General features: G+C 40.3%; 21 protein-coding genes. 12 read left to right on the top strand and 9 right to left on the bottom strand.

Annotation, left to right across the window (positions count from 1 at the left end; all coding sequences use genetic code 11):
* Positions 1 to 182: 182 nt before the first annotated feature.
* A complete protein-coding gene (locus LY624_RS18080) occupies positions 183 to 1,304 on the bottom strand; it encodes a serine hydrolase domain-containing protein (RefSeq protein WP_341804714.1) in 1,122 nt (373 codons plus the stop codon).
* A gap of 217 nt (positions 1,305 to 1,521) precedes the next feature.
* On the opposite strand from LY624_RS18080, the gene LY624_RS18075 reads away from it, so the two are divergent.
* Positions 1,522 to 2,259 (top strand): hypothetical protein, encoded by a 738-nt coding sequence (locus tag LY624_RS18075; protein ID WP_341804713.1) that lies wholly within the window; start codon positions 1,522 to 1,524, stop codon positions 2,257 to 2,259.
* A gap of 59 nt (positions 2,260 to 2,318) precedes the next feature.
* On the opposite strand, the gene LY624_RS18070 is transcribed toward LY624_RS18075, so the two are convergent.
* Both LY624_RS18070 and LY624_RS18065 read right to left on the bottom strand, forming a co-directional pair.
* A complete protein-coding gene (locus tag LY624_RS18070; protein WP_130152263.1) occupies positions 2,319 to 2,723 on the bottom strand; it encodes a hypothetical protein in 405 nt (134 codons plus the stop codon).
* The gene (locus LY624_RS18065) at positions 2,716 to 3,000 is read right to left on the bottom strand and encodes a hypothetical protein (RefSeq protein ID WP_341804712.1); all 285 of its coding nucleotides are present in this window, start codon (positions 2,998 to 3,000) and stop codon (positions 2,716 to 2,718) included. Before LY624_RS18065 ends, LY624_RS18070 begins: the two co-directional genes overlap by 8 nt.
* Before the next feature lie 204 nt (positions 3,001 to 3,204).
* Between LY624_RS18065 and LY624_RS18060 the strand changes: the two genes are divergently transcribed.
* From LY624_RS18060 to LY624_RS18050, 3 genes are all read left to right on the top strand, one after another.
* The gene (locus LY624_RS18060; RefSeq protein ID WP_130152265.1) at positions 3,205 to 3,717 is read left to right on the top strand and encodes a hypothetical protein; all 513 of its coding nucleotides are present in this window, start codon (positions 3,205 to 3,207) and stop codon (positions 3,715 to 3,717) included.
* Between the two features lie 41 nt (positions 3,718 to 3,758).
* The gene (locus tag LY624_RS18055) at positions 3,759 to 3,944 is read left to right on the top strand and encodes a DUF1289 domain-containing protein (RefSeq protein ID WP_130152266.1); all 186 of its coding nucleotides are present in this window, start codon (positions 3,759 to 3,761) and stop codon (positions 3,942 to 3,944) included.
* 64 nt (positions 3,945 to 4,008) lie between these two features.
* Positions 4,009 to 4,803 carry a glycosyltransferase family 25 protein gene (locus LY624_RS18050; RefSeq protein ID WP_341804711.1) on the top strand — a complete coding sequence of 265 codons (795 nt, stop codon included), beginning with the start codon at positions 4,009 to 4,011 and terminating at the stop codon, positions 4,801 to 4,803.
* A gap of 15 nt (positions 4,804 to 4,818) precedes the next feature.
* Here LY624_RS18050 and LY624_RS18045 read toward each other — a convergent pair whose 3' ends face one another.
* Complete coding sequence (locus tag LY624_RS18045) at positions 4,819 to 6,600, bottom strand: M61 family metallopeptidase (RefSeq protein ID WP_341804710.1); 1,782 nt, start codon at positions 6,598 to 6,600, stop codon at positions 4,819 to 4,821.
* Positions 6,601 to 6,859: 259 nt separating this feature from the next.
* Between LY624_RS18045 and LY624_RS18040 the strand changes: the two genes are divergently transcribed.
* From LY624_RS18040 to ilvN, 8 genes are all read left to right on the top strand, one after another.
* Positions 6,860 to 8,338: a GGDEF domain-containing protein gene (locus LY624_RS18040; RefSeq protein WP_130152447.1), complete on the top strand. Its 1,479-nt coding sequence runs from the start codon at positions 6,860 to 6,862 to the stop codon at positions 8,336 to 8,338.
* 135 nt (positions 8,339 to 8,473) lie between these two features.
* A complete protein-coding gene (gene ppnN, locus LY624_RS18035) occupies positions 8,474 to 9,817 on the top strand; it encodes a nucleotide 5'-monophosphate nucleosidase PpnN (protein WP_341804709.1) in 1,344 nt (447 codons plus the stop codon).
* A 12-nt stretch (positions 9,818 to 9,829) separates the two neighbouring features.
* Positions 9,830 to 10,603: a flap endonuclease Xni gene (gene xni, locus LY624_RS18030; protein WP_341804708.1), complete on the top strand. Its 774-nt coding sequence runs from the start codon at positions 9,830 to 9,832 to the stop codon at positions 10,601 to 10,603.
* A gap of 70 nt (positions 10,604 to 10,673) precedes the next feature.
* Positions 10,674 to 11,057: a DUF3192 domain-containing protein gene (locus LY624_RS18025; protein WP_062568106.1), complete on the top strand. Its 384-nt coding sequence runs from the start codon at positions 10,674 to 10,676 to the stop codon at positions 11,055 to 11,057.
* Positions 11,058 to 11,063: 6 nt separating this feature from the next.
* Positions 11,064 to 12,761 (top strand): hypothetical protein, encoded by a 1,698-nt coding sequence (locus LY624_RS18020; protein ID WP_341804707.1) that lies wholly within the window; start codon positions 11,064 to 11,066, stop codon positions 12,759 to 12,761.
* A 216-nt stretch (positions 12,762 to 12,977) separates the two neighbouring features.
* Entirely contained in the window at positions 12,978 to 13,985 is a 1,008-nt protein-coding gene (locus tag LY624_RS18015; protein ID WP_062568108.1) for an isocitrate dehydrogenase, read from the top strand.
* Positions 13,986 to 14,475: 490 nt separating this feature from the next.
* Positions 14,476 to 16,200 (top strand): acetolactate synthase 3 large subunit, encoded by a 1,725-nt coding sequence (locus tag LY624_RS18010; RefSeq protein ID WP_341804706.1) that lies wholly within the window; start codon positions 14,476 to 14,478, stop codon positions 16,198 to 16,200.
* Complete coding sequence (gene ilvN / locus LY624_RS18005; protein WP_036972002.1) at positions 16,200 to 16,697, top strand: acetolactate synthase small subunit; 498 nt, start codon at positions 16,200 to 16,202, stop codon at positions 16,695 to 16,697. The genes LY624_RS18010 and ilvN overlap by 1 nt, the downstream gene beginning before the upstream one ends.
* Before the next feature lie 75 nt (positions 16,698 to 16,772).
* Here ilvN and LY624_RS18000 read toward each other — a convergent pair whose 3' ends face one another.
* The 5 genes from LY624_RS18000 to LY624_RS17980 all read right to left on the bottom strand — a co-directional run bounded on the left by LY624_RS18000 (position 16,773) and on the right by LY624_RS17980 (position 20,067).
* Positions 16,773 to 17,048, bottom strand: a complete 276-nt coding sequence (locus tag LY624_RS18000) for an HU family DNA-binding protein (protein WP_036972004.1) — start codon at positions 17,046 to 17,048, stop codon at positions 16,773 to 16,775.
* Positions 17,049 to 17,250: 202 nt separating this feature from the next.
* On the bottom strand, positions 17,251 to 17,787 hold the full coding sequence (locus LY624_RS17995; protein WP_130152272.1) for a DUF3833 domain-containing protein: 537 nt from the start codon (positions 17,785 to 17,787) through the stop codon (positions 17,251 to 17,253).
* A complete protein-coding gene (locus tag LY624_RS17990) occupies positions 17,780 to 18,277 on the bottom strand; it encodes a chalcone isomerase family protein (protein ID WP_341804705.1) in 498 nt (165 codons plus the stop codon). The genes LY624_RS17995 and LY624_RS17990 overlap by 8 nt, the downstream gene beginning before the upstream one ends.
* Positions 18,278 to 18,332: 55 nt before the next feature.
* Entirely contained in the window at positions 18,333 to 18,776 is a 444-nt protein-coding gene (locus LY624_RS17985; RefSeq protein ID WP_341804704.1) for a DUF2878 domain-containing protein, read from the bottom strand.
* Between the two features lie 28 nt (positions 18,777 to 18,804).
* The gene (locus LY624_RS17980) at positions 18,805 to 20,067 is read right to left on the bottom strand and encodes a cyclopropane-fatty-acyl-phospholipid synthase family protein (RefSeq protein ID WP_341804703.1); all 1,263 of its coding nucleotides are present in this window, start codon (positions 20,065 to 20,067) and stop codon (positions 18,805 to 18,807) included.

Raw genomic sequence — 20,067 nt, 5'->3', positions numbered from 1 at the left:
CCTCGCCTTACAATCACTAACTGCTCGCTTGGAATAATCACCAAATATTGACCACGGTTGCCTCGCGCTGCAATAGTGTCGTTTGGTAACTCAGGGAAACGTTCGTTATAAAGCCACCACTGTGCGCCGTATCCCGGTGCCGTTTCTGGGGGTTGAGCAGGGGCTGGTTCACTAATATAACTTTACCAGTCTTTTGGTAATATTTGCTCCCCTTGCCAGCGGCCATTATTGAGGTGTAATAGCCCTAAGCGAGCAAGATCCCTTGAAGTAGTCCACACTTGCGATGACAAAATAAAGTCACTTTGCCAATCTGACTCTAAAAATGTGTGCTGCATACCGATTTTATCGAGTAAATTGTCATACGGATAACGCAAATAGCTCGCCTCATCGTTGAACGTTTCTCGTAAGGCACGTAGCGCTAACATGGTGTCGTTATTGGCGTATTTCCAGCGACTGCCTGGCTTTACCTCTAACGCAGTATGTGTTGCAGTGTCAGACACTAAACCGCCACCCATATACACACGATCCGTACGATTGCCCGCTTTATTACTGTCTAAGCCCGATGCCATATGAAGCAAGTTTTCAAGGGTAATTTCGCCACGAGGGTCAAGCGGGTGAGACCAGCTTTCAAGCCCCGCAGGCTTTGTAACATCAAGTCGCTTTTGCGCTACCGCCACACCAACGATGCTCGCGCCAATACTTTTTGCAACAGACCAAGTACGCTGTGCGGTTTCTGGGGAAAAGCCTGCTTTATATTGCTCTGCTAAAATCGCCTGAGGGCTTGCTATTAAAATTGCTGAAGTGCGTGCGCCTTCACCATAATGACGAGTAAAAGCCTGAGCAATAACCTCATCAAGCGCCTTATTACCCGTAGCTTTATTAACACCATTTAACGTTTGCCAAGGCTTACCATCATCCTTTTGGTAGGCTAAATTTTCTTTAAACGGTGCTTGCACGAGTGTTGCAGCTTGAAGGCTTGCCCCTACGGGTAAATCAACACAACCTAAACGAGGCCGCCACACCGATATACGCTGTTTATCTTTATCGTAATCAACAATAACTCGCTTGTGCTCAGTATCAATGTTAGCTTTCAGTGTTTTTACAGTGTCTGCGATTAAAGGGTAAATACCGGTAAGTTCATCAATATCAATTTGATCTTTGCTTTTACCAGCGTTAAATGTGGCACTACAGGTAAAATTGGCGACGTACCCTGCGGCATAAGCGTTTAAGGTTGTATCTGTTTCTTCGCTACAAACAAAAAAGCTAGTGCACAACAAAGCACTCAGGAAGGTTATTTTTTTCATTATTACTCCTTAGGGGCCAAAAAGTTTAAATTAGCAAAAGAAAAAGATAATGGTATATTTTTACGGTAGTATTCAGGCTTTTAGCGATAAGGAGCTTTTTAGTTAAAAAATAAACGAAGTAAAGCGGTTTTTCCCAAAAGTTTTTAAATAGTTTAAACCTTTTTTATCAGCGCCTGCGACTAAGCTAATAACACCACATATATGAAAGGGAAGAACCATGTTAAGTACAGTAAAAACACTCTCACTCATTGCCGCAGGTTTATTATCAGCACAGACATTTGCTTGGGGTGAAATGCCTCTACAAGCAACTAAAAACCTCACGCTAGATGCAGCATCATTAAGCGCTTTAAAAGTAGAAGCGGGCTCTGGTTTTTTACACATTACCGGTAGTGACAGTGATCAAGTGACCGTTAAAGCCGAGATTTATCAAGAAAAGCCTCATGATGAATACTGCTTAGACCTTAAAGCCAAAGGCAATAACGCAGCACTTAGTGCAGGTCAATGTGAATATCAAACCAACAAACAAACTCGCATTGATTTAACCGTTGCAATCCCTCGCTCATTTAATGTTGATGTGCACGATGGCTATGGTGAAATTATTATTAGCAAAGTCGCTAATACAGTGATCAACGATGGTTCTGGTTCAATTACAGCGAGTGACATTGAAGGTACATTAGAAATCAATGATGGTTCCGGTAGCATTGATGCACGTAATATCAGCGGTGATATTAAAATTCATGACGGCTCAGGTAATATTGATGTTGCCGACGCACAGGGTAATATTGAAGTGCACGATGGCTCAGGCGGTATCGACTTAAATGATATTTCGGGTGATGTTGTCGTTTCAGATGGTTCGGGCAGCATTCGCGTTGATACCGCAGCAAACTTTGAGTTACTAACTGATGGTTCTGGCTCAGTAAAAGTAACCAACATTGCTGGTAAAACAAAGATGTAAGCATAGTATTACTAGTTTAAAGGCGGTGCTAATTTGCAGCACCGCGCTTACTATTTATTCTACCCCGCCAATTTTTTATAGTGGCTAACTATCTTTTTTCGGTCATCCTCAGCGAATATTTTCAGCGGGATCTTACGAGTGATTGTTTTTTCCTTTGTAGCAACTTCTAAGTGCAAAAAGTCTTTTATTACTTCAACGGAGTTTATATCTTTGTTTTTGATAAACCACCTTGGTCTTGCAATAGCTAACTTGACCTCAGAGTAGTCTTTATAAAACCTCACTGCCTCTAACCTACTATGAAAGAAGAATATGGCTATCATAAAAACTCCCATGCCGATTAAATGCGGCATAAAAAGCAACCCTATTACCAGTGAGGCAATGCCCATATATAACAAAATGTTTTTATGTTTATCAGCGATATCAAATGTTTCAAACGGCTCGACTGTAGCATCATATTCACTCATTATGTAAACTCCTTAAAAAATGACGTTTGATTTCCTTATCCATTTCACTTCTCAAAGCAAAAACTCCGAGCGCGCCAATAGGCACAAAAACAACACAACCTAGCATTCCTATGTAAGCTAACCATTTATTTTTTAAAATAAAATACAAGCCGCCAAATAAAGATAACAGGATGGCTGGAGCAAAAATCAGTGCTAATGTCTGATAATTAGGATCTTGATATAAAATGACAACTGCGAAAGTTTGGATCAGTATCGTGAGGGTATATAAGTACTTCATCTAATTCCTTTTGTTTGCGAAAGTTTGCATCCTGCAATACGAGGAGATTTTATACACGTCTGTGAAAAAGTAAATATCTGTGCATTAGATCAAGCCTAATTAATTCAAAATTAATATTTTTATGTCTTTCATAGCATTTTTACAAGGGCTTAGGTATCCTTTATAAAACGTTTAAGGAACTGCTATTTAAAAGGATAGCCTGATATGAAAAAGCCACTCGCCGCTTTACTAACTAGCCTTGTTTTAACAGGATGTACGGGACTGACAACTGAGCAACAAGCTGCCATTGATAACTTAACCCCTTGCGAGAAAATTAACGCCCTATTGGGTGCTTATGATAACCGCTTTGAAGGCTTAAAACGTAGCCGTGTAAATACTAAGTACATGGAAACATGGACAGCAAAATACAATCTAATTAGTGATAACTGCCAAATTACCGCGCTTGATAAAGACAATGTTACCTACCGCTGCGTAGGTAGTTATGAGCAACAACAACAAGCTGTCGCCGATCACACTCGTGCAGTTAACTTTACTCAAGCATGTTTAGCAGATAACAATTGGCATCAAACACAAAAAGAGTCCGCAGAATCGTTGCGCACAACTTTTGTGCTTGACGAAAACAATCCTGTTATCTCAATTCATACAGGTAAAACCCTTTCACGTAAAAAACAATGGTCTACAACGCTCGAGATTGGTAAACCAGTTGAAGGTAAATAGCTGATTTATTGAAGGCTAAGATAATTAGCCTTCAGAACACTATGACAAATTCCCATAAAGAAAATAGCCAATTTAAAACAGACTGTGTAGGTCAGTGCCATCGCCTTAAAGGCTATTGCACAGGCTGTGGTCGCAGCAATGATGAAATTTTTGATTGGATCATTTTATCCGAGCAAGAAAAGCAAACAATTTTAAATACCCCTCGCCCTGACATAAAAAATAAATAGTACTGACACTCAAGCGTCATTGACGATTGCTAGCCTGCTTAAAACGGCTAATTAGGTAATTATCATGACTGCTATTTTTGTAATTAATTTAGCAAGCTCAACTGAGCGGCTAAATCATGTAAGCCAAGAGCTAAAGGCACAAAACTTACCCTTTGAGCGCATTCATGCAGTTGATGGTAGGGAACTGTCTGAATCAGCGATTGCTCAGCATTACAGTGCTGATTTAAATCTAAAAAAATACCACAAGCCGTTAAGTAAAGGTGAAATTGGTTGTTACCTGAGCCACCGAAAAGCGTGGCAAACAATAGTTGATAGACAACTCGACTACGCTATTATTTTAGAAGATGACTTTGTTCTCGACCGCTCTATTCACAGTGCAATTGAAAACATTAATACGTTAAAGCAGCCTTGGCAGCTAATAAAATTGGCGGCTTATAAAGCCCGTCAGCGTGGCATTGCTTTTACCAAACCCCTTTCTGATGAGCAGCATTTAGTCATTCACAAAAAGCTGATGTCTGGCTGTTGTGCAACAGCTGTTAGCTTGGCAGGCGCAAAAGCGCTGTTAAGAGCCACTGCCACATTTGGCCGCCCCGTTGACTGCGATTTACAACATGTTTGGGAAACGGGCGTTTATGGTTACTCTTTGCTGCCCTACCCAGTATCGCAACCTGAAAATTCACAAAGCGATATTAGGGATAGATCAAACAAGGTTAAAAAATCATTTTGGCGACGTAAAAAGCAGCAACTTCACAGCGCATTATTAAACACAAAGTACACTAAGCAGTTTGTGAAAGCGCAGCAAACTCCAAACAAAAAGAAAGGAGCCGCAGCTCCTCTCTTACCAGTCAAAAATCATTAAACATTAGATTGGCTGTTATTTTTCTTGGTTTGGGTGGTCAACACCCATCCATGCTTTAAACAATGCCATTTGAGCGGGTGTTGCATCTTTTAATGCTTTTACCTTTTTCTCTTTATCAAAGTCTTCACTCAGTGTCAGTGTCGTGCTTTGCAGGGCATCACGTCTAATGAAATCAACAGTCACAGTGTCGCCTGCTTTAAATGTTTCAAGGCTAGCTGTTAAATCTTTACCAACATGCTTTTTGTTGAATGCAACAATTTTGTCATCTGTCGTTAAACCCGCTTGCCAAGCAGCACCACCACGGCGAACGTGAGTCAATGTAAGTAACTCACCACTGTTTTTAGCAAACGAATCAATACTCGGTACTGATTTTGCCCCTTCTGGGCGAATTAAACCTAAGCCTACTTTTTCAAGTAATGCATCGAAGTCGATAGCAGCTGGCTCATCCACATTCGCTTGCCACCAAGCGCTATAATCACGACCTGTTAGCTCTTTTAAAATCGCTTTAACATCATCTGGCGTAAAACCATCTGGTAAACGGTGCTTGTTGTAAAGTGCACGGTGAACATCGCGGTAGCTAATTTTGCCATCGCTTTTTTCAAGTAAATCAATATCAAGCGCCATTGAAATCAATGACCCTTCTAGATAGATATTAGTGCTGTAGTTGCGAGCGTGATCGCCGCCTTGGTTGATCCACTTATCAAAACTGGTTTCGGTTGCGCTTTGGACTTCGCGACCCGGTGTTTGTAAGTGACGATTAATTGTTTTCGTTAACGTACCAAAAAACTCATCGGTTGTTTCAATACCCGAGCGCACCATTAAGTGATCTTCAAAGTAGCTGGTTGAGCCTTCTGCTATCCACAACGTTTTCGTGTAGTTAATATTTGTGTAATCGTAAGGGGCAATCCCCTTTGGACGATACGCTTTAACATTCCACGTATGAATAAATTCGTGGGCAGCAGTGCTAATAAACGCGAGGTAATCTTTACGAGAACCAAAACGGTCACGTGGACGCTGGATAATGGTTGAGTTTAAATGCTCTGTTGCCCCGCCTGCACCTGATGTGGCATGTACCATAAATACATAACGTTCATACGGATAGCTATCCCAAATTACATTGCCGGTTGCCACTAGCTTTTTAAGGTCGGTTAGCATTTGCTCTACGTTGTAGTTGCCATCACCCCAAATAACGAGTTCGTATTCACGGCCATCAACGGTGAACTTATGTAGCTCATTGATGCCACTTTCGATTGGTGAATCGACTAAGATATCGTAATCAGCGGCTTTGAAGCTATGTTTAGAACCCGCATTTTCCATACCTGACACTGAACGCCACGCTTTTGGTACGTTTAGATTTACAGTAACAGGGTCTTGGCGAAATGATTCACTGAACATAAAAAAGCCCGAGGCATCAATAAAGGCATGGCTATCATCAATGTGACGAGCACGCTTACCAAGCTCATTGGCATATACTTGGTAATCAACATTTACTTGCGTTGGCTCGTTTAGGTGAACACGCCAAGTGCTGTGGTCAATTTTCTCCCACTTTAATGCCTTACCGTCATCATCTTTTGCTTCGAAAAAGCGTACGCCATTGGCAAGATTTAAAATTTCGTAACGACCTGTACGCCAAGCGGGAAGTTTAATATCTAAATGTGCTTGCGCAGTTTCAGGAAACTCAACACTCACATTACCTAAATGGTGTTCAGGTTCAGTAATAGACAGTGAATAATTAACATCAGCAAATGTACTGCTTGAGCACGCCGCTAATATTGACATGGCCAACAACTTTTTCATAACAACTCTTTTTTCTTAGTATCAAAATTACAAGCTAGCCTACCAACTGAGTAAAAAAATGTGAATTAAAAACCGATAAAGCCCCAATGCAATAAGCTTGATAAACAAATTCGCTAAGTTTTTGACTTCGCGCCTACATTTCGCATTAATTTGTTGTAAACTTAGGGTATTGAAATTTGAATCTTAATGGCGGTATTACTCGGTGCAACAGCAGCATGATGTCCTTAATAAAAAGTTAAAACAAGCGATCGACGCACGCATGGTCGTCGAAGACGCTCGTAAGCATCAAGTTGAATTGCTCTCACAGTTTGCGGCGAAATTATCGCTCAGCTGTAAAGGGCTAGACATTGAACTAGACAACCGTCTTGCAAAATACCGTAATGCATTAAGAAAAGGAGTAGACTTTCAGCTACTAGAGCCCTTTATTAACGATATTCTTGGGCTGTTAAAAAACCAAGAAACGAAACAAATGGCGCTACAACGCGAGTTGAATGACACTGTTCTTGATGCCGGTAAGCAACTTCAAAAAGTAAAAGGTTTACCAGACGATGCGCGCAGAACACTTCGTCATCTGCTTGATCATGAATTAAATAATATCCAGTCAAATCATGACTTTGTTCCATTACTTTCAAAGTTGATTGTAATCTACCATCAAGCATTGCAAGCGAAACTCTCCGCAGCAAATGAAGCTGAAGCACTCATAAAGCCAGAACTTGCCAAACAGTTAATGCTACTTGCCAATGACCTTGTGCTAGAAGATGAAAGTGCAGAACAAATAAAGAGTATAAAAAATAAAATTACCTACAATGACAGTGTCGATGACCTGCTAGATACAGCAATCGATATTATCACTATCATTACACGTAATATGAGCAAAGAGCGCCAATCTGCGCAAAGCTTTTTAATCTCATTAAACCAAACAATCGAAGACCTACATCACTCGATTGTATCAACCAGTAAGCATTCAGAATCACTCAGTGCTGAATATGAAACGCTCAATAAACAAATAGAAAGTAAAATTAAGAATTTGCATAAAAAAACACAAGATGCGACATCTATTTCAGCGCTGAAAGAGCTGGTAGAAGAAGAGCTAAAATCGCTAAGTGACGACTTAATTGCAAAAGAAAAGCTTGAGCATACCGAGCGTGAAAACTTATTAGCCAGTTTCAACGACATAAATAGTCGAATTGGTCATTTAGAATCTAAACTGACCACTTACAAGCAGCGTTTGAATGAACAAAGGTTCAAAAGCTTGCTTGATGGGTTAACTAAATTACCAAATCGAGCTGCATTTGATGAGCGCTTTAACCATGAGTTTCATCTGTTTGATGCCCAGGAATCAGACCTCACATTAGTTGTGATTGATGTTGACCATTTTAAATCAATTAATGATAAATATGGTCACAGTGCCGGTGATAAAACACTACAAGTGATAGCCAAAGCACTACAAAAATCAATTCGTAAATCTGACTTTATTGCCCGTTATGGCGGTGAAGAATTTGTCATGTTAATGACCGGAATGTCTCTTGATAATGCATCATTGCCGCTTGAAAAACTGCGTAAAACGATTCAAGCCATTCCATTTAAATTTAAAGATACTCAAGTTGAAATAACCATTTCAATCGGTGCTACACAACTTAAAAAAGGTGACACACCTATTATCGCATTCGACCGTGCTGACGATGCACTCTATCGTGCCAAGAACGAAGGACGTAATAGAGTGTGCGTCAGTCGATAAATTAATTATACCAATTTACTTAATTAATTGAGCAACCTACACCTCAAAATGATTAAGTATTATTGCGACAGGTATTAGTTTAAGTCTTGTACATACACAATGATATAGGCTCATAGATGAGCTAGGAGAGTGCTTATGTTAAAACAATTGAATCCTACAGGCGTACTGGATTTATTATCACAACTAGAAGTAGACTTACTCGAACAATCATCCACCAGTGAGCGCTATAAATTATTTAGAAACTGTGTGCTCGCCGTCCTAAATGTGGGCAGTCATACCGACTCAAGCTCTGAGATATACGATAAATTTGAAGATTTTGATATTCGCCTTCTAAGCCGTGAACGTGGTATTAAAATAGAACTTGAAAACCCTCCTGAATCGGCGTTTGTCGATGGCGAAATTATCACCGGTATTCATGAACATATTTTCTCAGTTATCCGCGATATTTTGTTTATCTGCCAAAAATATGAAAAAAACCTGACCGAACAAAAAGCCATCACGCATATGGTGTTTGACATGCTAAGAAATGCGGGTGCGCTCCGCGTCAACAGTGATCCTAGTATGATTGTTTGCTGGGGCGGTCATTCAATTAACGAAGTTGAATATAAATACACCAAGCAGGTGGGTTATGAGCTTGGCCTACGTGGTTTAAACATTTGTACAGGTTGTGGCCCTGGCGCAATGAAAGGGCCAATGAAAGGGGCAACTATCGGACACGCTAAACAACGTATTTCAGATAACCGTTATTTAGGGTTAACAGAACCTAGCATTATTGCTGCTGAGCCACCGAACCCGATTGTAAATGAATTAGTTATTTTACCCGATATCGAAAAGCGCCTCGAAGCTTTTGTAAGAACGGCACATGGCATTATTATTTTCCCAGGCGGTGCAGGAACAGCTGAAGAGCTATTGTATTTGCTCGGTATTTTGCTCCATCCTGATAACGAAAAACAACGTTTACCTGTTATACTTACCGGCCCTAAAGAGAGTGAAAATTACTTTATCGAGCTTTGCAAATTTGTTGAGAAAACACTCGGTAAAGTCGCTCTTGAAAAGTTCGAAGTTATTATTGATGACCCTGCCCGTGTAGGTAAATCGCTTAAAACCCAAATGGCCGAAGTTCGCGACTACCGTAAGAGCCAAGGTGATGCCTACTACTTCAATTGGACATTGAAAATTGATAATGATTTCCAGCAGCCCTTTGTACCAACGCACGAAAACATGGCAAGTTTGGACTTGCATTTAAATCAACCTACACAACAATTAGCAGCAAATTTACGCCGTGCTTTTTCAGGCATCGTGGCTGGTAATGTTAAAGATGAAGGCTTACAAGCCATCAAGCAACATGGCCGCTTTGTGCTAAGTGGCGAACCCGCGCTTATGGCTGATATGGACAAACTGCTGGCAGCATTTGTTGAGCAAGGCCGTATGAAGTTACCCGGCAGTAAGTACATTCCTTGCTATGAGATTAAAGCCTAACAAGGAGACTTTGTGAGCACCCAGTTACTTTTAATAGATGCGCTTAATCTAATCAGGCGCATCTATGCTGTTGATAGTAATCAAAGTCACCACAGTGAAGAGCATATGATCAAAGCAAGTTGTGCCCGTGTAGCTCATGCTTGCAAAAAGTTACGTGCGCAATGTAACGCCACCCATGGCGTTGCAGTGTTTGATGGCGACAGAAGCTGGCGCTACCATTACTTTAAAGATTACAAATCTTCTCGGGCTCCAATGCCTGATTTACTTAAGAAGAACCTTGCATTATTTAAGCAAGCGATAGAACAAACGGGCATTGTTGTTTTCTCCCCTGATAACGACGAAGCAGATGACATTATCGCAACTCTCGCCCACAAGGCCGCCTCAAATAAAGTGCCCTCAACCATCGTTTCAACTGATAAAGGGTTTTTACCATTTTTATCTGAATACATAAGCGTTTTTGACTACTTTAAAAAACACTTTATCAGCCAAGATGATATTCATACGCGTTTTTCAGTGCCACAGCACAGGCTAATTGATTTTTGGGCTTTAGCAGGTGATAAAACCAACGATATCCCAGGCGTTAAAGGGATTGGCAATAAATCAGCACAACAATTGATAAATCAATATAATGTGATTGATGATGCCATAGGCGATGAAGCGCTTAACGCGACTTTAAAACGTAAGCTCATTGCCGAAATGGATTTGTTTATCATTTCCAAAAACTTGGTTACCTTACGAACAGATATAAACTTAGGCTTTAGTTTAAAGCAGTTAAGGCTCAATTAGTCGCAATCCATTAGCACTGTAGAACATCTGATCGTATACTGAAAACAGCGTTCGTATTGAAGAGTGACACATGTTTAAAAAGGTTTTCCAATATCTGATACTAGGATTGGGTGTTTACGCACTCATAGCAGCCTTAGTTATCACTTTTTATAAAGATGATCCTCAAGCAATGATTTGGCAAGATCGTGAAGCGTTCAATAAACGTTATATTGCCAAGCTTTCAATCGATAAACCTGAAAACCTTAATGCCGTACTTGATTATTTAGGTAGTCCAGACCTAACCTATGCGAAACGAGCAGAAGATGTTGTATGGCAAATTGTTTTTTATCGCACGCAACATGTTAAATCTGATGGCATTACAACAATTGATGAGTGTACTGGTCTATTATTTAAAAACGGTCAACTTGTGCTATGGGGACCCAGTGCCTATGAAAGCTATCAACAAGAAGGCTAACACGCTATGATGGAGTCAGTCACGCCACGGGAGTTGGCGCGCTTGTTTGATAGCACACACCAATTATTAAAGCTTTATCATCACAAAAATAAATGGCCACAAATATATCCCCTATTAAATAATCTTGCTGAGCGTTACTACCTCATTTATCAAGCTTGTCCTAAAGGCCTGCAAGCCCAACTAAGCTTGTACGTTCCAGATTATGGCTATACAACTAATTTAGTTGTAAACCAATGTGTACTCGCCTGTGTGTTATGTCGAGCCCTTAACTACAACCAAGCGATCAGCGAACAAATTATTGCAACCTGCTTGGCTAATTATTTATGTGTGCAATCACAAAGCAATAAGTTAGCCTGTGCACAAGCTCTCACAGCGCAAGATAAAAAACTGTGGCAATGTCGCCACCAGCTCGCAGTAAAGTTATTGCATGCCTCTGGCCCTATGACATTAAGTGTGCAACATATACTTGCGCGCCTTAATAAATACAAACAAGCCTTATTAAGTGCTCCAAAAACAATGATTTACGATGGTGCGACGACTCTTGTTGCCTTAGCTAATATCATTGCGATGAATATAACTTACCGTCAAACAGGCGAGCACATTAGTTTACATAAAGCACTGGCTGACATTTACTTACGAACCCCAAATGAATTTGCTCAAAAAGCGATAAAAAACTTTATTGCCCACACTGGCTCATACCTGCCAGCCAGTGAAGTAAATTATGCCGAGCAGTCACTCATTTATTTAGCAACGGATGATCGTGCACGGCATATACTTGTCGATGTTTCTCGCCCTGAAAAAGTGCGTTGGCATAGAGTGAAAGCAACGCTTAGTACCTTTGAGAAACAACGAGCATGTAGTGATAACCGCTTACTCTATACAGTTTGGTTCAGCGACAATATAAATTTTGCGCACCCTGAAGACATCGCAAAATCTCAGCGACAAAAATACCTCAATCTCATTAGTCAGTTAAAAATATCGAAAGAATACAGCTTTAGCTCACTTAATAAGTTACTAAGCCCATTTCCTGAGCTCATTTTGCAATTAACTCTAGCCGTTAAACCCTATAATAAAGAGCATCAACGTGCTAAAGGCTTACGTCATTGTTTATCGATGGTGGGCTACGACAATGCCCCTGCTATCATTCAAAAGGTGCTCTTTCAACGTTTAGTCGCAACCATTTCACACCCATTAGAACTACACATAGTTAAGCGACTAGAAAATATTGCTGTTATTATTCAAGCTTTTTTTAAGCACTCAACGATTCAACAGTTTGAACAAGTCACCCTGCCCTTATACGCGTACTGTGTGTTTTTATGCGAAAATCATGCTACTGCCTTATCCCGAAAAACATTATTTGAACAAGCCGAATCAAACATAGTTAGTGCCCCTTTAGCCTGTTTATTTGGCGTAAGTGCAATTGATCAAACATCACTCAATGAATACCTCACGCAATTACTCGGTGATAATCCATGGACTGGATACTTACTAAACAGCGAACAAAAGGAAAAGCAGCAATTAAGTATCGAGGAGAAACACTGGATTGCAATAAAATTATTTGCTCACTATGTCTTTCAACCCAACGCAGCTTTCAGCAGTTGGCAAGAACAAATTATGACGCAAAGCCTTAATCTAGTTGGCTGGCAATCAAAAGCGGATTTTTATTCATATCTACAAACCTGCGAGTTTGCCGATAATTTTTAAATTGTGTTGTTAAAACGTGCAAAATCGTTAAATAATTATGAACTTTCGCCTATTTATAGTCAGTATTCACAGGATAAACTGGCAAAAAGCTGAATAAATTGCTATAAAAGCCGCTTAAATTTTCAAACACATCCACGTAAAGTTTCTAACAAGCAAAGTCGTGCTCAATTTCGCGATGTATTTACGTGTATATCTACTCATAAATAGGAAAAGTAAATGGCTAAACAAACCATCACAGTGATCAAAGGCGACGGCATTGGTCCTAGCATTATTGATTCAGCACTTGAGATCCTTAAAGCTGCAGGTTGCGATTTTGATTATGAATTCGTTGATGCTGGCCTTGCTGCCCTAGAAAAAACTGGTGAGTTACTTCCGCAAGAAACCATTGATACTATTGCACGTAACAAGATCACTTTAAAAGGTCCTTTAACTACACCAGTGGGTGAAGGTTTCACATCTATCAACGTTACATTACGTAAAAAGTTTGGCCTATACGCAAACGTACGCCCTGTTAAGTCTTTTGCAGGTACAAAAGCGCGTTACGATGACATCGATATCATCACGGTTCGCGAAAACACACAAGGTATGTACTCAGGTCTTGGCCAAGTTGTGTCTGAGGACGGTAACGAAGCTGAAGCGATGTCAAAAATCACACGTGAAGGTGCAGAAAAAATCGTTACTTTTGCATACGAATTAGCAGTACGCGAAGGCCGTAAAAAAGTCACTGCGGTACACAAAGCTAACATCCTTAAATCAACGTCTGGTTTATTCTTAAAAGTTGCACGTGAAGTCGCTGAGCGTTACCCGCAAATTGAATCAACTGAGATGATCGTTGATGCAACATGTATGAAGCTAGTAATGACTCCAGACGAGTTTGATGTAATTGTTACAACGAACTTATTCGGCGACATTCTATCTGACCTATGTGCTGGTCTTGTTGGTGGTTTAGGTATGGCACCAGGTGCAAACATCGGTGAAGATGCAGCTATCTTTGAAGCTGTTCACGGTAGTGCTCCTGATATCGCAGGTAAGAACCTTGCTAACCCAACTTCAGTTATCTTAGCGTCAATTCAAATGCTAGAGCACCTTGAAATGGGTGAAACAGCTGAGCGTATTCGTAACGCTGTAGCAGACGTTATTAAGACAGGTGACCGTACTACACGTGACCTAGGTGGTAGCCATGGTACAACTGACTTCACGCAAGCAGTAATCGACCGCCTGTAATTTTAGTCACAAACTCATTTTAAAAAGCCAGTCACTCGACTGGCTTTTTTTATGGCTAGATTATGCATAACTAAGGAGTGGTTATATTATTTATTACTGTTAAGCCATAAAACAACATAATCAAATTAATGCATAGTTATTCCTTTAAAACCGCCAATAAAAACAAACAAAAGAACAAAAATAACCACAACAACAAAAATAAGAAAAAATAATGCAAAAACCACCTTTTGCAGTTGACATCCCTTGCTAAAAAGCTTAAAAATAAGTCAATCATTTTTTAGGCAGCAACTCTATTTAGGAGTTGCCCTTTTATAAGAATTTTAAAACTATGAATATTCGCAGTCACCTTTTAGTCGTCAACGTTCTCGTACTGGTCTTTTTAACAAGCCCAGCGGGGAGCTATTAAAAGGTGAAAGCATGCTTTTAAAAAACCCCCGCCCTATGCGGGGGTTTTTTTATGCTCTCGCAGCTAGCACACAGAGGAATGAGGATGAGTAAAACACAATACAATGGGTCAGAACTGGTAGTTCGGGCATTAAAAGAATTAAAGATTAAGTATATTTTCGGCTACCCCGGTGGCTCTGTACTAGACCTATATGATGCACTTTTTCAACAAGACGATATTGAACATATCCTAGTGCGCCATGAACAAGCCGCTACACATATGGCAGATGGTTATGCCCGTGCCACGGGTGAGGTCGGTGTTGTGCTTGCAACTTCAGGCCCAGGGGCGACAAACTGTATTACCGGTATTGCTACCGCTTATATGGATTCTATTCCTATGGTGGTTTTATCTGGCCAAGTGCCCACAGGCCTAATTGGTGACGACGCTTTCCAAGAAACAGATATCGTTGGCTGTTCAAGACCCATAGTAAAGCACAGCTTTAATTGTCGTAGCGCTAAAGATATCCCAGCCATTCTTGCAAAAGCATTCTATATAGCCAGCACGGGGCGTCCTGGTCCTGTTGTTGTTGAACTACCAAAAGATATGCTAAACCCTGCGCTTACTTTTGAATTTGATTTCCCCAAAGCAACAGAGCTAAGAACCTACAACCCCAATACGAAAGGGCATTCAAAGCAAATAAGAAAAGCCGTTACTGCGATTCTAGAAGCCAAGAAATTAGTTATCTATTCAGGTGGTGGTATTGTGCTCTCTAATACCTCTGAGCAGTTAACTCGACTTGTTGAGTCACTCAATGCGCCTATTACGAATACATTAATGGGTTTAGGTGGCATTAGCGGCACACATCCGAACTTTATTGGTATGCTTGGAATGCATGGCAGTTTAGAAGCCAATAAAGCAATGGCCAACGCAGATGTTATTTTAGCGCTTGGCGCCCGTTTCGATGATCGGGTAACTAATAACGTTAAAAAGTTTTGCCCAAATGCAACGATTGTCCATGTAGACGTAGATCCAACATCAATCTCTAAAACCATTAAAGCCCATATTCCAGTGGTTGGTTGCTTAAACACGGTTCTTGAACAACTTCAAACAGCGATAGATAAAAGTTCTATTGCGATCGACCGCTCAGCACAAGAAGATTGGTGGCGACAAATCATTAGCTGGCGTGAACAGAAGTGTTTAAGCTACAGCACAGATGGCGATAAAATTAAGCCGCAAGCTGTAATAGAAGCCATTTATAAAGCAACCAATGGCGATGCTTATGTAAGTTCTGATGTAGGCCAGCACCAAATGTTTGCAGCTCAGTACTACCCGTTTAAACACCCACGTCAATGGATTAATTCAGGTGGCTTAGGCACCATGGGCTTTGGGTTGCCAGCTGCAATGGGCGTAAAGCTTGCTTTCCCTGATAAAGAATCAATCTGTGTGACAGGGGATGGATCTATTCAAATGAATATTCAAGAGCTATCAACCTGTTTACAATACAATTTAGCTGTAAAAGTAGTCTCACTTAACAATCGTTCACTTGGCATGGTTCGCCAATGGCAAGATATGATGTATTCAGGACGTCATTCGTCTTCTTATATGGAATCATTACCTGACTTTGTAAAGCTAGTAGAAAGCTACGGCCATGTAGGTATTCGCGTTGACCATATCGATGAACTAGAACCAGCAATCGACAAAGCTATGTCAATCAACGACAGGCTCGTATTTTTAGATATTTGTGTTGATGAGAAAGAACATGTTTACCCTATGCAAATCAAGTTAGGAGCTGTAGACGACATGTGGTTACGTAAAGGAGTAAAAGCATAATGCGCCGTATTTTATCAATCTTATTAGAAAATGAACCAGGCTCGTTATCACGCATTGTTGGTTTGTTTTCACAGCGAGCTTACAACATTGACAGCCTAACCGTCGGCACAACGGATGATCACTCATTATCAAGAATTACCATCACAACTATGGGTGACGACCGTATCGTTGAGCAAATCACTAAGCAAGTTAATAAACTTGTTGATGTACTTAAGATCATTGATCTAACTGAAATGGCACATATTGAGCGCGAATTGTTACTTGTGAAAGTGTTTGCCCAAGACGAAAACACTCGCGCAGCGGTTACCCGTGTGGTTGATGTATTTCAAGGTGCGATTCTTGATATGGGTCGCCATAGCTACACGTTACAACTAGTGGCTAGTACTGAAAAAATAGAGTCTTTCCTTGATACACTGCGCCATGAAACAGATCTTATTGAAGTTGTACGTTCTGGTGCGGTTGGCATTGGTCGAGGTGACAAAGCGCTAAAAGCATAAACGTTTTAAAGCTAAATCAAAGAGACAAAAAAAGGGCTTATTAGCCCTTTTTTTAATAATAAGCAATCAGTCTTATTAAGGATTAACTTGATCTTTAAGACCTTTACCCGCTTTAAAGCTTGGGATAGTTGCTGCTGCGATTTGAATTTCTGCACCAGTTTGTGGGTTACGGCCAGTACGCGCTGCACGCTCTTTTACTGAGAATGTACCGAAACCAACTAATGCTACTGAGTTACCTTCTTTAAGAGAGTTAGTAACCGCGCCAGTGAACGCATCAAGTGCACGTGTTGCTGCCGCTTTTGAGATTTCTGCATCAGTAGCAATTTTTTCAACTAATTGAGCTTTATTCATTGTTAGATTCCTATTCGTTATTATTTTGCCTTCGCAAAACCTATCTTTATGTATTTTTGAAAAGTTAGCAACAGCAAATTGCTATTTTTACGTAAATTCTTCAAAAATGACTACATTTTAACTATCTGTCACTAATCTAGTGACTTCAGGGTTAATAAAGACTGAATTTAACCATCTTTCAAATGGCTTAGAGACAATTAAACTATCGTTCGATTTTCTCGATAACCAAGGTCACTTCCCCGACCTCGATGCCAAACTTATCAATAGCAGTACGGTTAATCAAGCGTGATTGTGTTACCAAATACATCCAATCATCAAAATTCACTACTAAAGTACTACCATCATAAGGTAATTCCACCGAGTAGGTCCAATGAAAAACACTGCCATTGCTGTCACCGTAAGCCGTACCGATAACATCAGATGCTGTCCCCTCAATGCTGCCATCCTCTTTTAGAGTGATGTACCAAGTACGCGTTTGAGTTTCACCATCATCATAGACAAATTGCTCCTCAATAACTCCTTGATTACCTTGCCAGCTTGCTTGCATATCAACCACTAACTTACGCGTTAACTCGCCTTTGTGGTCTTGGACAACACCATAGGCTTTCAACTCGCCATTAAAGAAGCGTTTAAAATCAAACTGTGGCTCTGTTCCTTGGTAATAATCAACGTCAGGTGCAGAACAACTGGTGACTAACATTACCATGATAAAAATAAAAATTGCTTTGAGCTTAATCATGTTTCCCTCCAATAAGCTGTTTTCGAAGTGACGGCTCTGAGGTATCACTACTGAGCCAAATTGCTAAAAAATGCTCTGCAAACTTCTTGTCTTCAACAACACCTAGCTTATCGTTATTAAAGTAAAAAGTGCCTATGCCTTGTGGGTTCGTTTCAAATGATAAAGAGTCGTTTTTTTTGATATTTGGCCAAAGCGCTAACAATTTTTCGTCATAAGTGTTAACCATATCGACTAAACCGAGATGCTGCCATTGTTCATTGGTCGCTTTGACGATGTCTTTGGCGTCAAAATTACGCAAATAAGTAAGTGTTAATTTCACCGGATGTTCACCAAACTCATAGCTTCCTGTGGGAGTTTCTAGTTTCGCGTCATAGACATCCCAAAATAAATACTCCATTTTCGCTTCACCGACTGTCTTGAAGCCGTTAGCATTGACATACGCTGACAAGGTCAACGTGATGAATAAAAGCGTTACATGTATTAACTTCATAATTGCTTGCCTAAAAGTGAATTTATAGACACTACGACTTAAGCTAAGAAGTTGATCATTTATTGGCAAGCATTCTGTTATTTAAAGTAATTATAACGAGAAACATTGATGCCCAGCCTGTGCCATACATAATCCAAAACTGCCATACAGGTAACTCGATATTAAGCACACCAAAACGCGCACCAGCAAAGTAACTGGCTGGCGCAAATACAGCGCAAATTAACCACGCTAAGTACCAAGGAAGCTTTTGCAAAAATTGCATTGAAGTATTAACGGTAAGCAGTAAAGCAGTCCAAAGCACCGCAAGCCAAAAAGGAAACGGTGCCTCTTTAAAACTCAGTAAATTAAATGCTGTAGCCAACCATTCAAAAGTCAGTGCAATAGGTAGGGCAAAAACCAGTAAAAAAGCATCTTGTCTTCGTTGCAATGACAAATACATCATCAGTGAAACACAAACAAGGGCCGGTAAAATAGACTTTTGTTCAAGGAGTAAGGCCATAAACCAGACCCCTTGGAACAAGGAAAAATTAATAATTGAGCGCAATGTCATCGCCGGAATGCACAAAGCGTGGTCTGCGGGCAACAAGATGAACCGTGCTTATCGCACGTGTTCTAAACGCCCCTTCGCAGTAGGCAAGATAAAATAACCACAAACGATAGAAACGTTGATCAAACTTTACTTTATCGATTTCGGGCCAACTGGCAATAAAACGTTCACGCCAATCAGCAAGGGTTCGGGCATAATGCACTCCAATATCTTTTACACTGTGTACGACCATGTCCGTTTTCAGCTTTATTTGTTTGTTCATCTCGTCTAAACACGGCAAACAACCACCTGGGAAGATATACTGCTGAATAAAGTCAGAATTTTTTAGATAATGTTTGTAGCGTTGGTCGGCAATGGTAATCGCTTGAATTAACATAGCGCCGTTTTCTTTTAACAGTGATTGGCACTTAGCGAAAAAGCCTGGTAAATACTCATGACCCACTGCTTCAATCATTTCTATGGAGACAAGCTTATCGTAACGCCCTTCAAGCAAACGGTAATCTTGTTTGAGTAACGTAATTTTACTTTCTAAGTTTAGCTGTTGAATTTTCTCAGCCACATAAGCGTGTTGTTCATCAGAAATCGTCGTAGTTGTCACATGGCAATCGTAATGGGTGGCAGCATATATTGCAAAGGCGCCCCACCCTGTACCAATTTCAATTACCTTGTCACCCGCTTGCAAATCAACTTGCTCGCAAATAAGCGCTAGCTTGTGCGACTGGGCTTGCTCTAGTGTTGCTTTTTGGGATGGGTAGACAGCGCAAGAATAAAGCATTTCGTCACTTAGAAAAGAGCTATACAAATCATTGCCTAAGTCATAATGAGCAGCAATGTTCTTTTTTGAACCACTTGATGAGTTCTTATTTTTTAAATGATTAATGCGATGCGCTAAGCCACTTAAAAAGGCAAATTTTTTCTCAAACGCGTCAAGCTGATCTTGATTTAATGCAAATATTTCAATCAGCTGTGTTAGATTATCGCACTCCCAATAACCTAAAATATACGCTTCCCCAGCCCCTACACTACCGGATAATGCAAACAACTTATACATTGCATGATCTTTGACAGTCACTGTCACATTTAAAGAGCTACTTGGGTTACCGAATTGAATACGTTCATTTTCTTCAACAAGTGTGATGCAACCAATATTAATGCTATTAAAAGCACCGGTTACAAGCTTTTTGTAGATTTTTGTTAACCAACTCGTTGTATGAGCCTGTGTTAAGTTTGATACCTTTTCCAT

It is taken from the genome of Pseudoalteromonas sp. N1230-9, assembly GCF_032716425.1.
GTDB lineage: Bacteria > Pseudomonadota > Gammaproteobacteria > Enterobacterales > Alteromonadaceae > Pseudoalteromonas.
Note: the sequence above shows the minus strand (reverse complement) of the source record. Positions and strands in the feature narration are given on the sequence as shown.

What these genes read in the sequence shown, in the direction of transcription:
- LY624_RS18080 (WP_341804714.1), bottom strand. Translation starts at nt 1,304, where the DNA reads ATGAAAAAAATAACCTTCCTGAGTGCTTTGTTGTGCACTAGCTTTTTT.
- LY624_RS18075 (WP_341804713.1), top strand. Translation starts at nt 1,522, where the DNA reads ATGTTAAGTACAGTAAAAACACTCTCACTCATTGCCGCAGGTTTATTA.
- LY624_RS18070 (WP_130152263.1), bottom strand. Translation starts at nt 2,723, where the DNA reads ATGAGTGAATATGATGCTACAGTCGAGCCGTTTGAAACATTTGATATC.
- LY624_RS18065 (WP_341804712.1), bottom strand. Translation starts at nt 3,000, where the DNA reads ATGAAGTACTTATATACCCTCACGATACTGATCCAAACTTTCGCAGTT.
- LY624_RS18060 (WP_130152265.1), top strand. Translation starts at nt 3,205, where the DNA reads ATGAAAAAGCCACTCGCCGCTTTACTAACTAGCCTTGTTTTAACAGGA.
- LY624_RS18055 (WP_130152266.1), top strand. Translation starts at nt 3,759, where the DNA reads ATGACAAATTCCCATAAAGAAAATAGCCAATTTAAAACAGACTGTGTA.
- LY624_RS18050 (WP_341804711.1), top strand. Translation starts at nt 4,009, where the DNA reads ATGACTGCTATTTTTGTAATTAATTTAGCAAGCTCAACTGAGCGGCTA.
- LY624_RS18045 (WP_341804710.1), bottom strand. Translation starts at nt 6,600, where the DNA reads ATGAAAAAGTTGTTGGCCATGTCAATATTAGCGGCGTGCTCAAGCAGT.
- LY624_RS18040 (WP_130152447.1), top strand. Translation starts at nt 6,860, where the DNA reads ATGGTCGTCGAAGACGCTCGTAAGCATCAAGTTGAATTGCTCTCACAG.
- ppnN (WP_341804709.1), top strand. Translation starts at nt 8,474, where the DNA reads ATGTTAAAACAATTGAATCCTACAGGCGTACTGGATTTATTATCACAA.
- LY624_RS18025 (WP_062568106.1), top strand. Translation starts at nt 10,674, where the DNA reads ATGTTTAAAAAGGTTTTCCAATATCTGATACTAGGATTGGGTGTTTAC.
- LY624_RS18020 (WP_341804707.1), top strand. Translation starts at nt 11,064, where the DNA reads ATGATGGAGTCAGTCACGCCACGGGAGTTGGCGCGCTTGTTTGATAGC.
- LY624_RS18015 (WP_062568108.1), top strand. Translation starts at nt 12,978, where the DNA reads ATGGCTAAACAAACCATCACAGTGATCAAAGGCGACGGCATTGGTCCT.
- LY624_RS18010 (WP_341804706.1), top strand. Translation starts at nt 14,476, where the DNA reads ATGAGTAAAACACAATACAATGGGTCAGAACTGGTAGTTCGGGCATTA.
- ilvN (WP_036972002.1), top strand. Translation starts at nt 16,200, where the DNA reads ATGCGCCGTATTTTATCAATCTTATTAGAAAATGAACCAGGCTCGTTA.
- LY624_RS18000 (WP_036972004.1), bottom strand. Translation starts at nt 17,048, where the DNA reads ATGAATAAAGCTCAATTAGTTGAAAAAATTGCTACTGATGCAGAAATC.
- LY624_RS17995 (WP_130152272.1), bottom strand. Translation starts at nt 17,787, where the DNA reads ATGATTAAGCTCAAAGCAATTTTTATTTTTATCATGGTAATGTTAGTC.
- LY624_RS17990 (WP_341804705.1), bottom strand. Translation starts at nt 18,277, where the DNA reads ATGAAGTTAATACATGTAACGCTTTTATTCATCACGTTGACCTTGTCA.
- LY624_RS17985 (WP_341804704.1), bottom strand. Translation starts at nt 18,776, where the DNA reads ATGGCCTTACTCCTTGAACAAAAGTCTATTTTACCGGCCCTTGTTTGT.
- LY624_RS17980 (WP_341804703.1), bottom strand. Translation starts at nt 20,067, where the DNA reads ATGGAAAAGGTATCAAACTTAACACAGGCTCATACAACGAGTTGGTTA.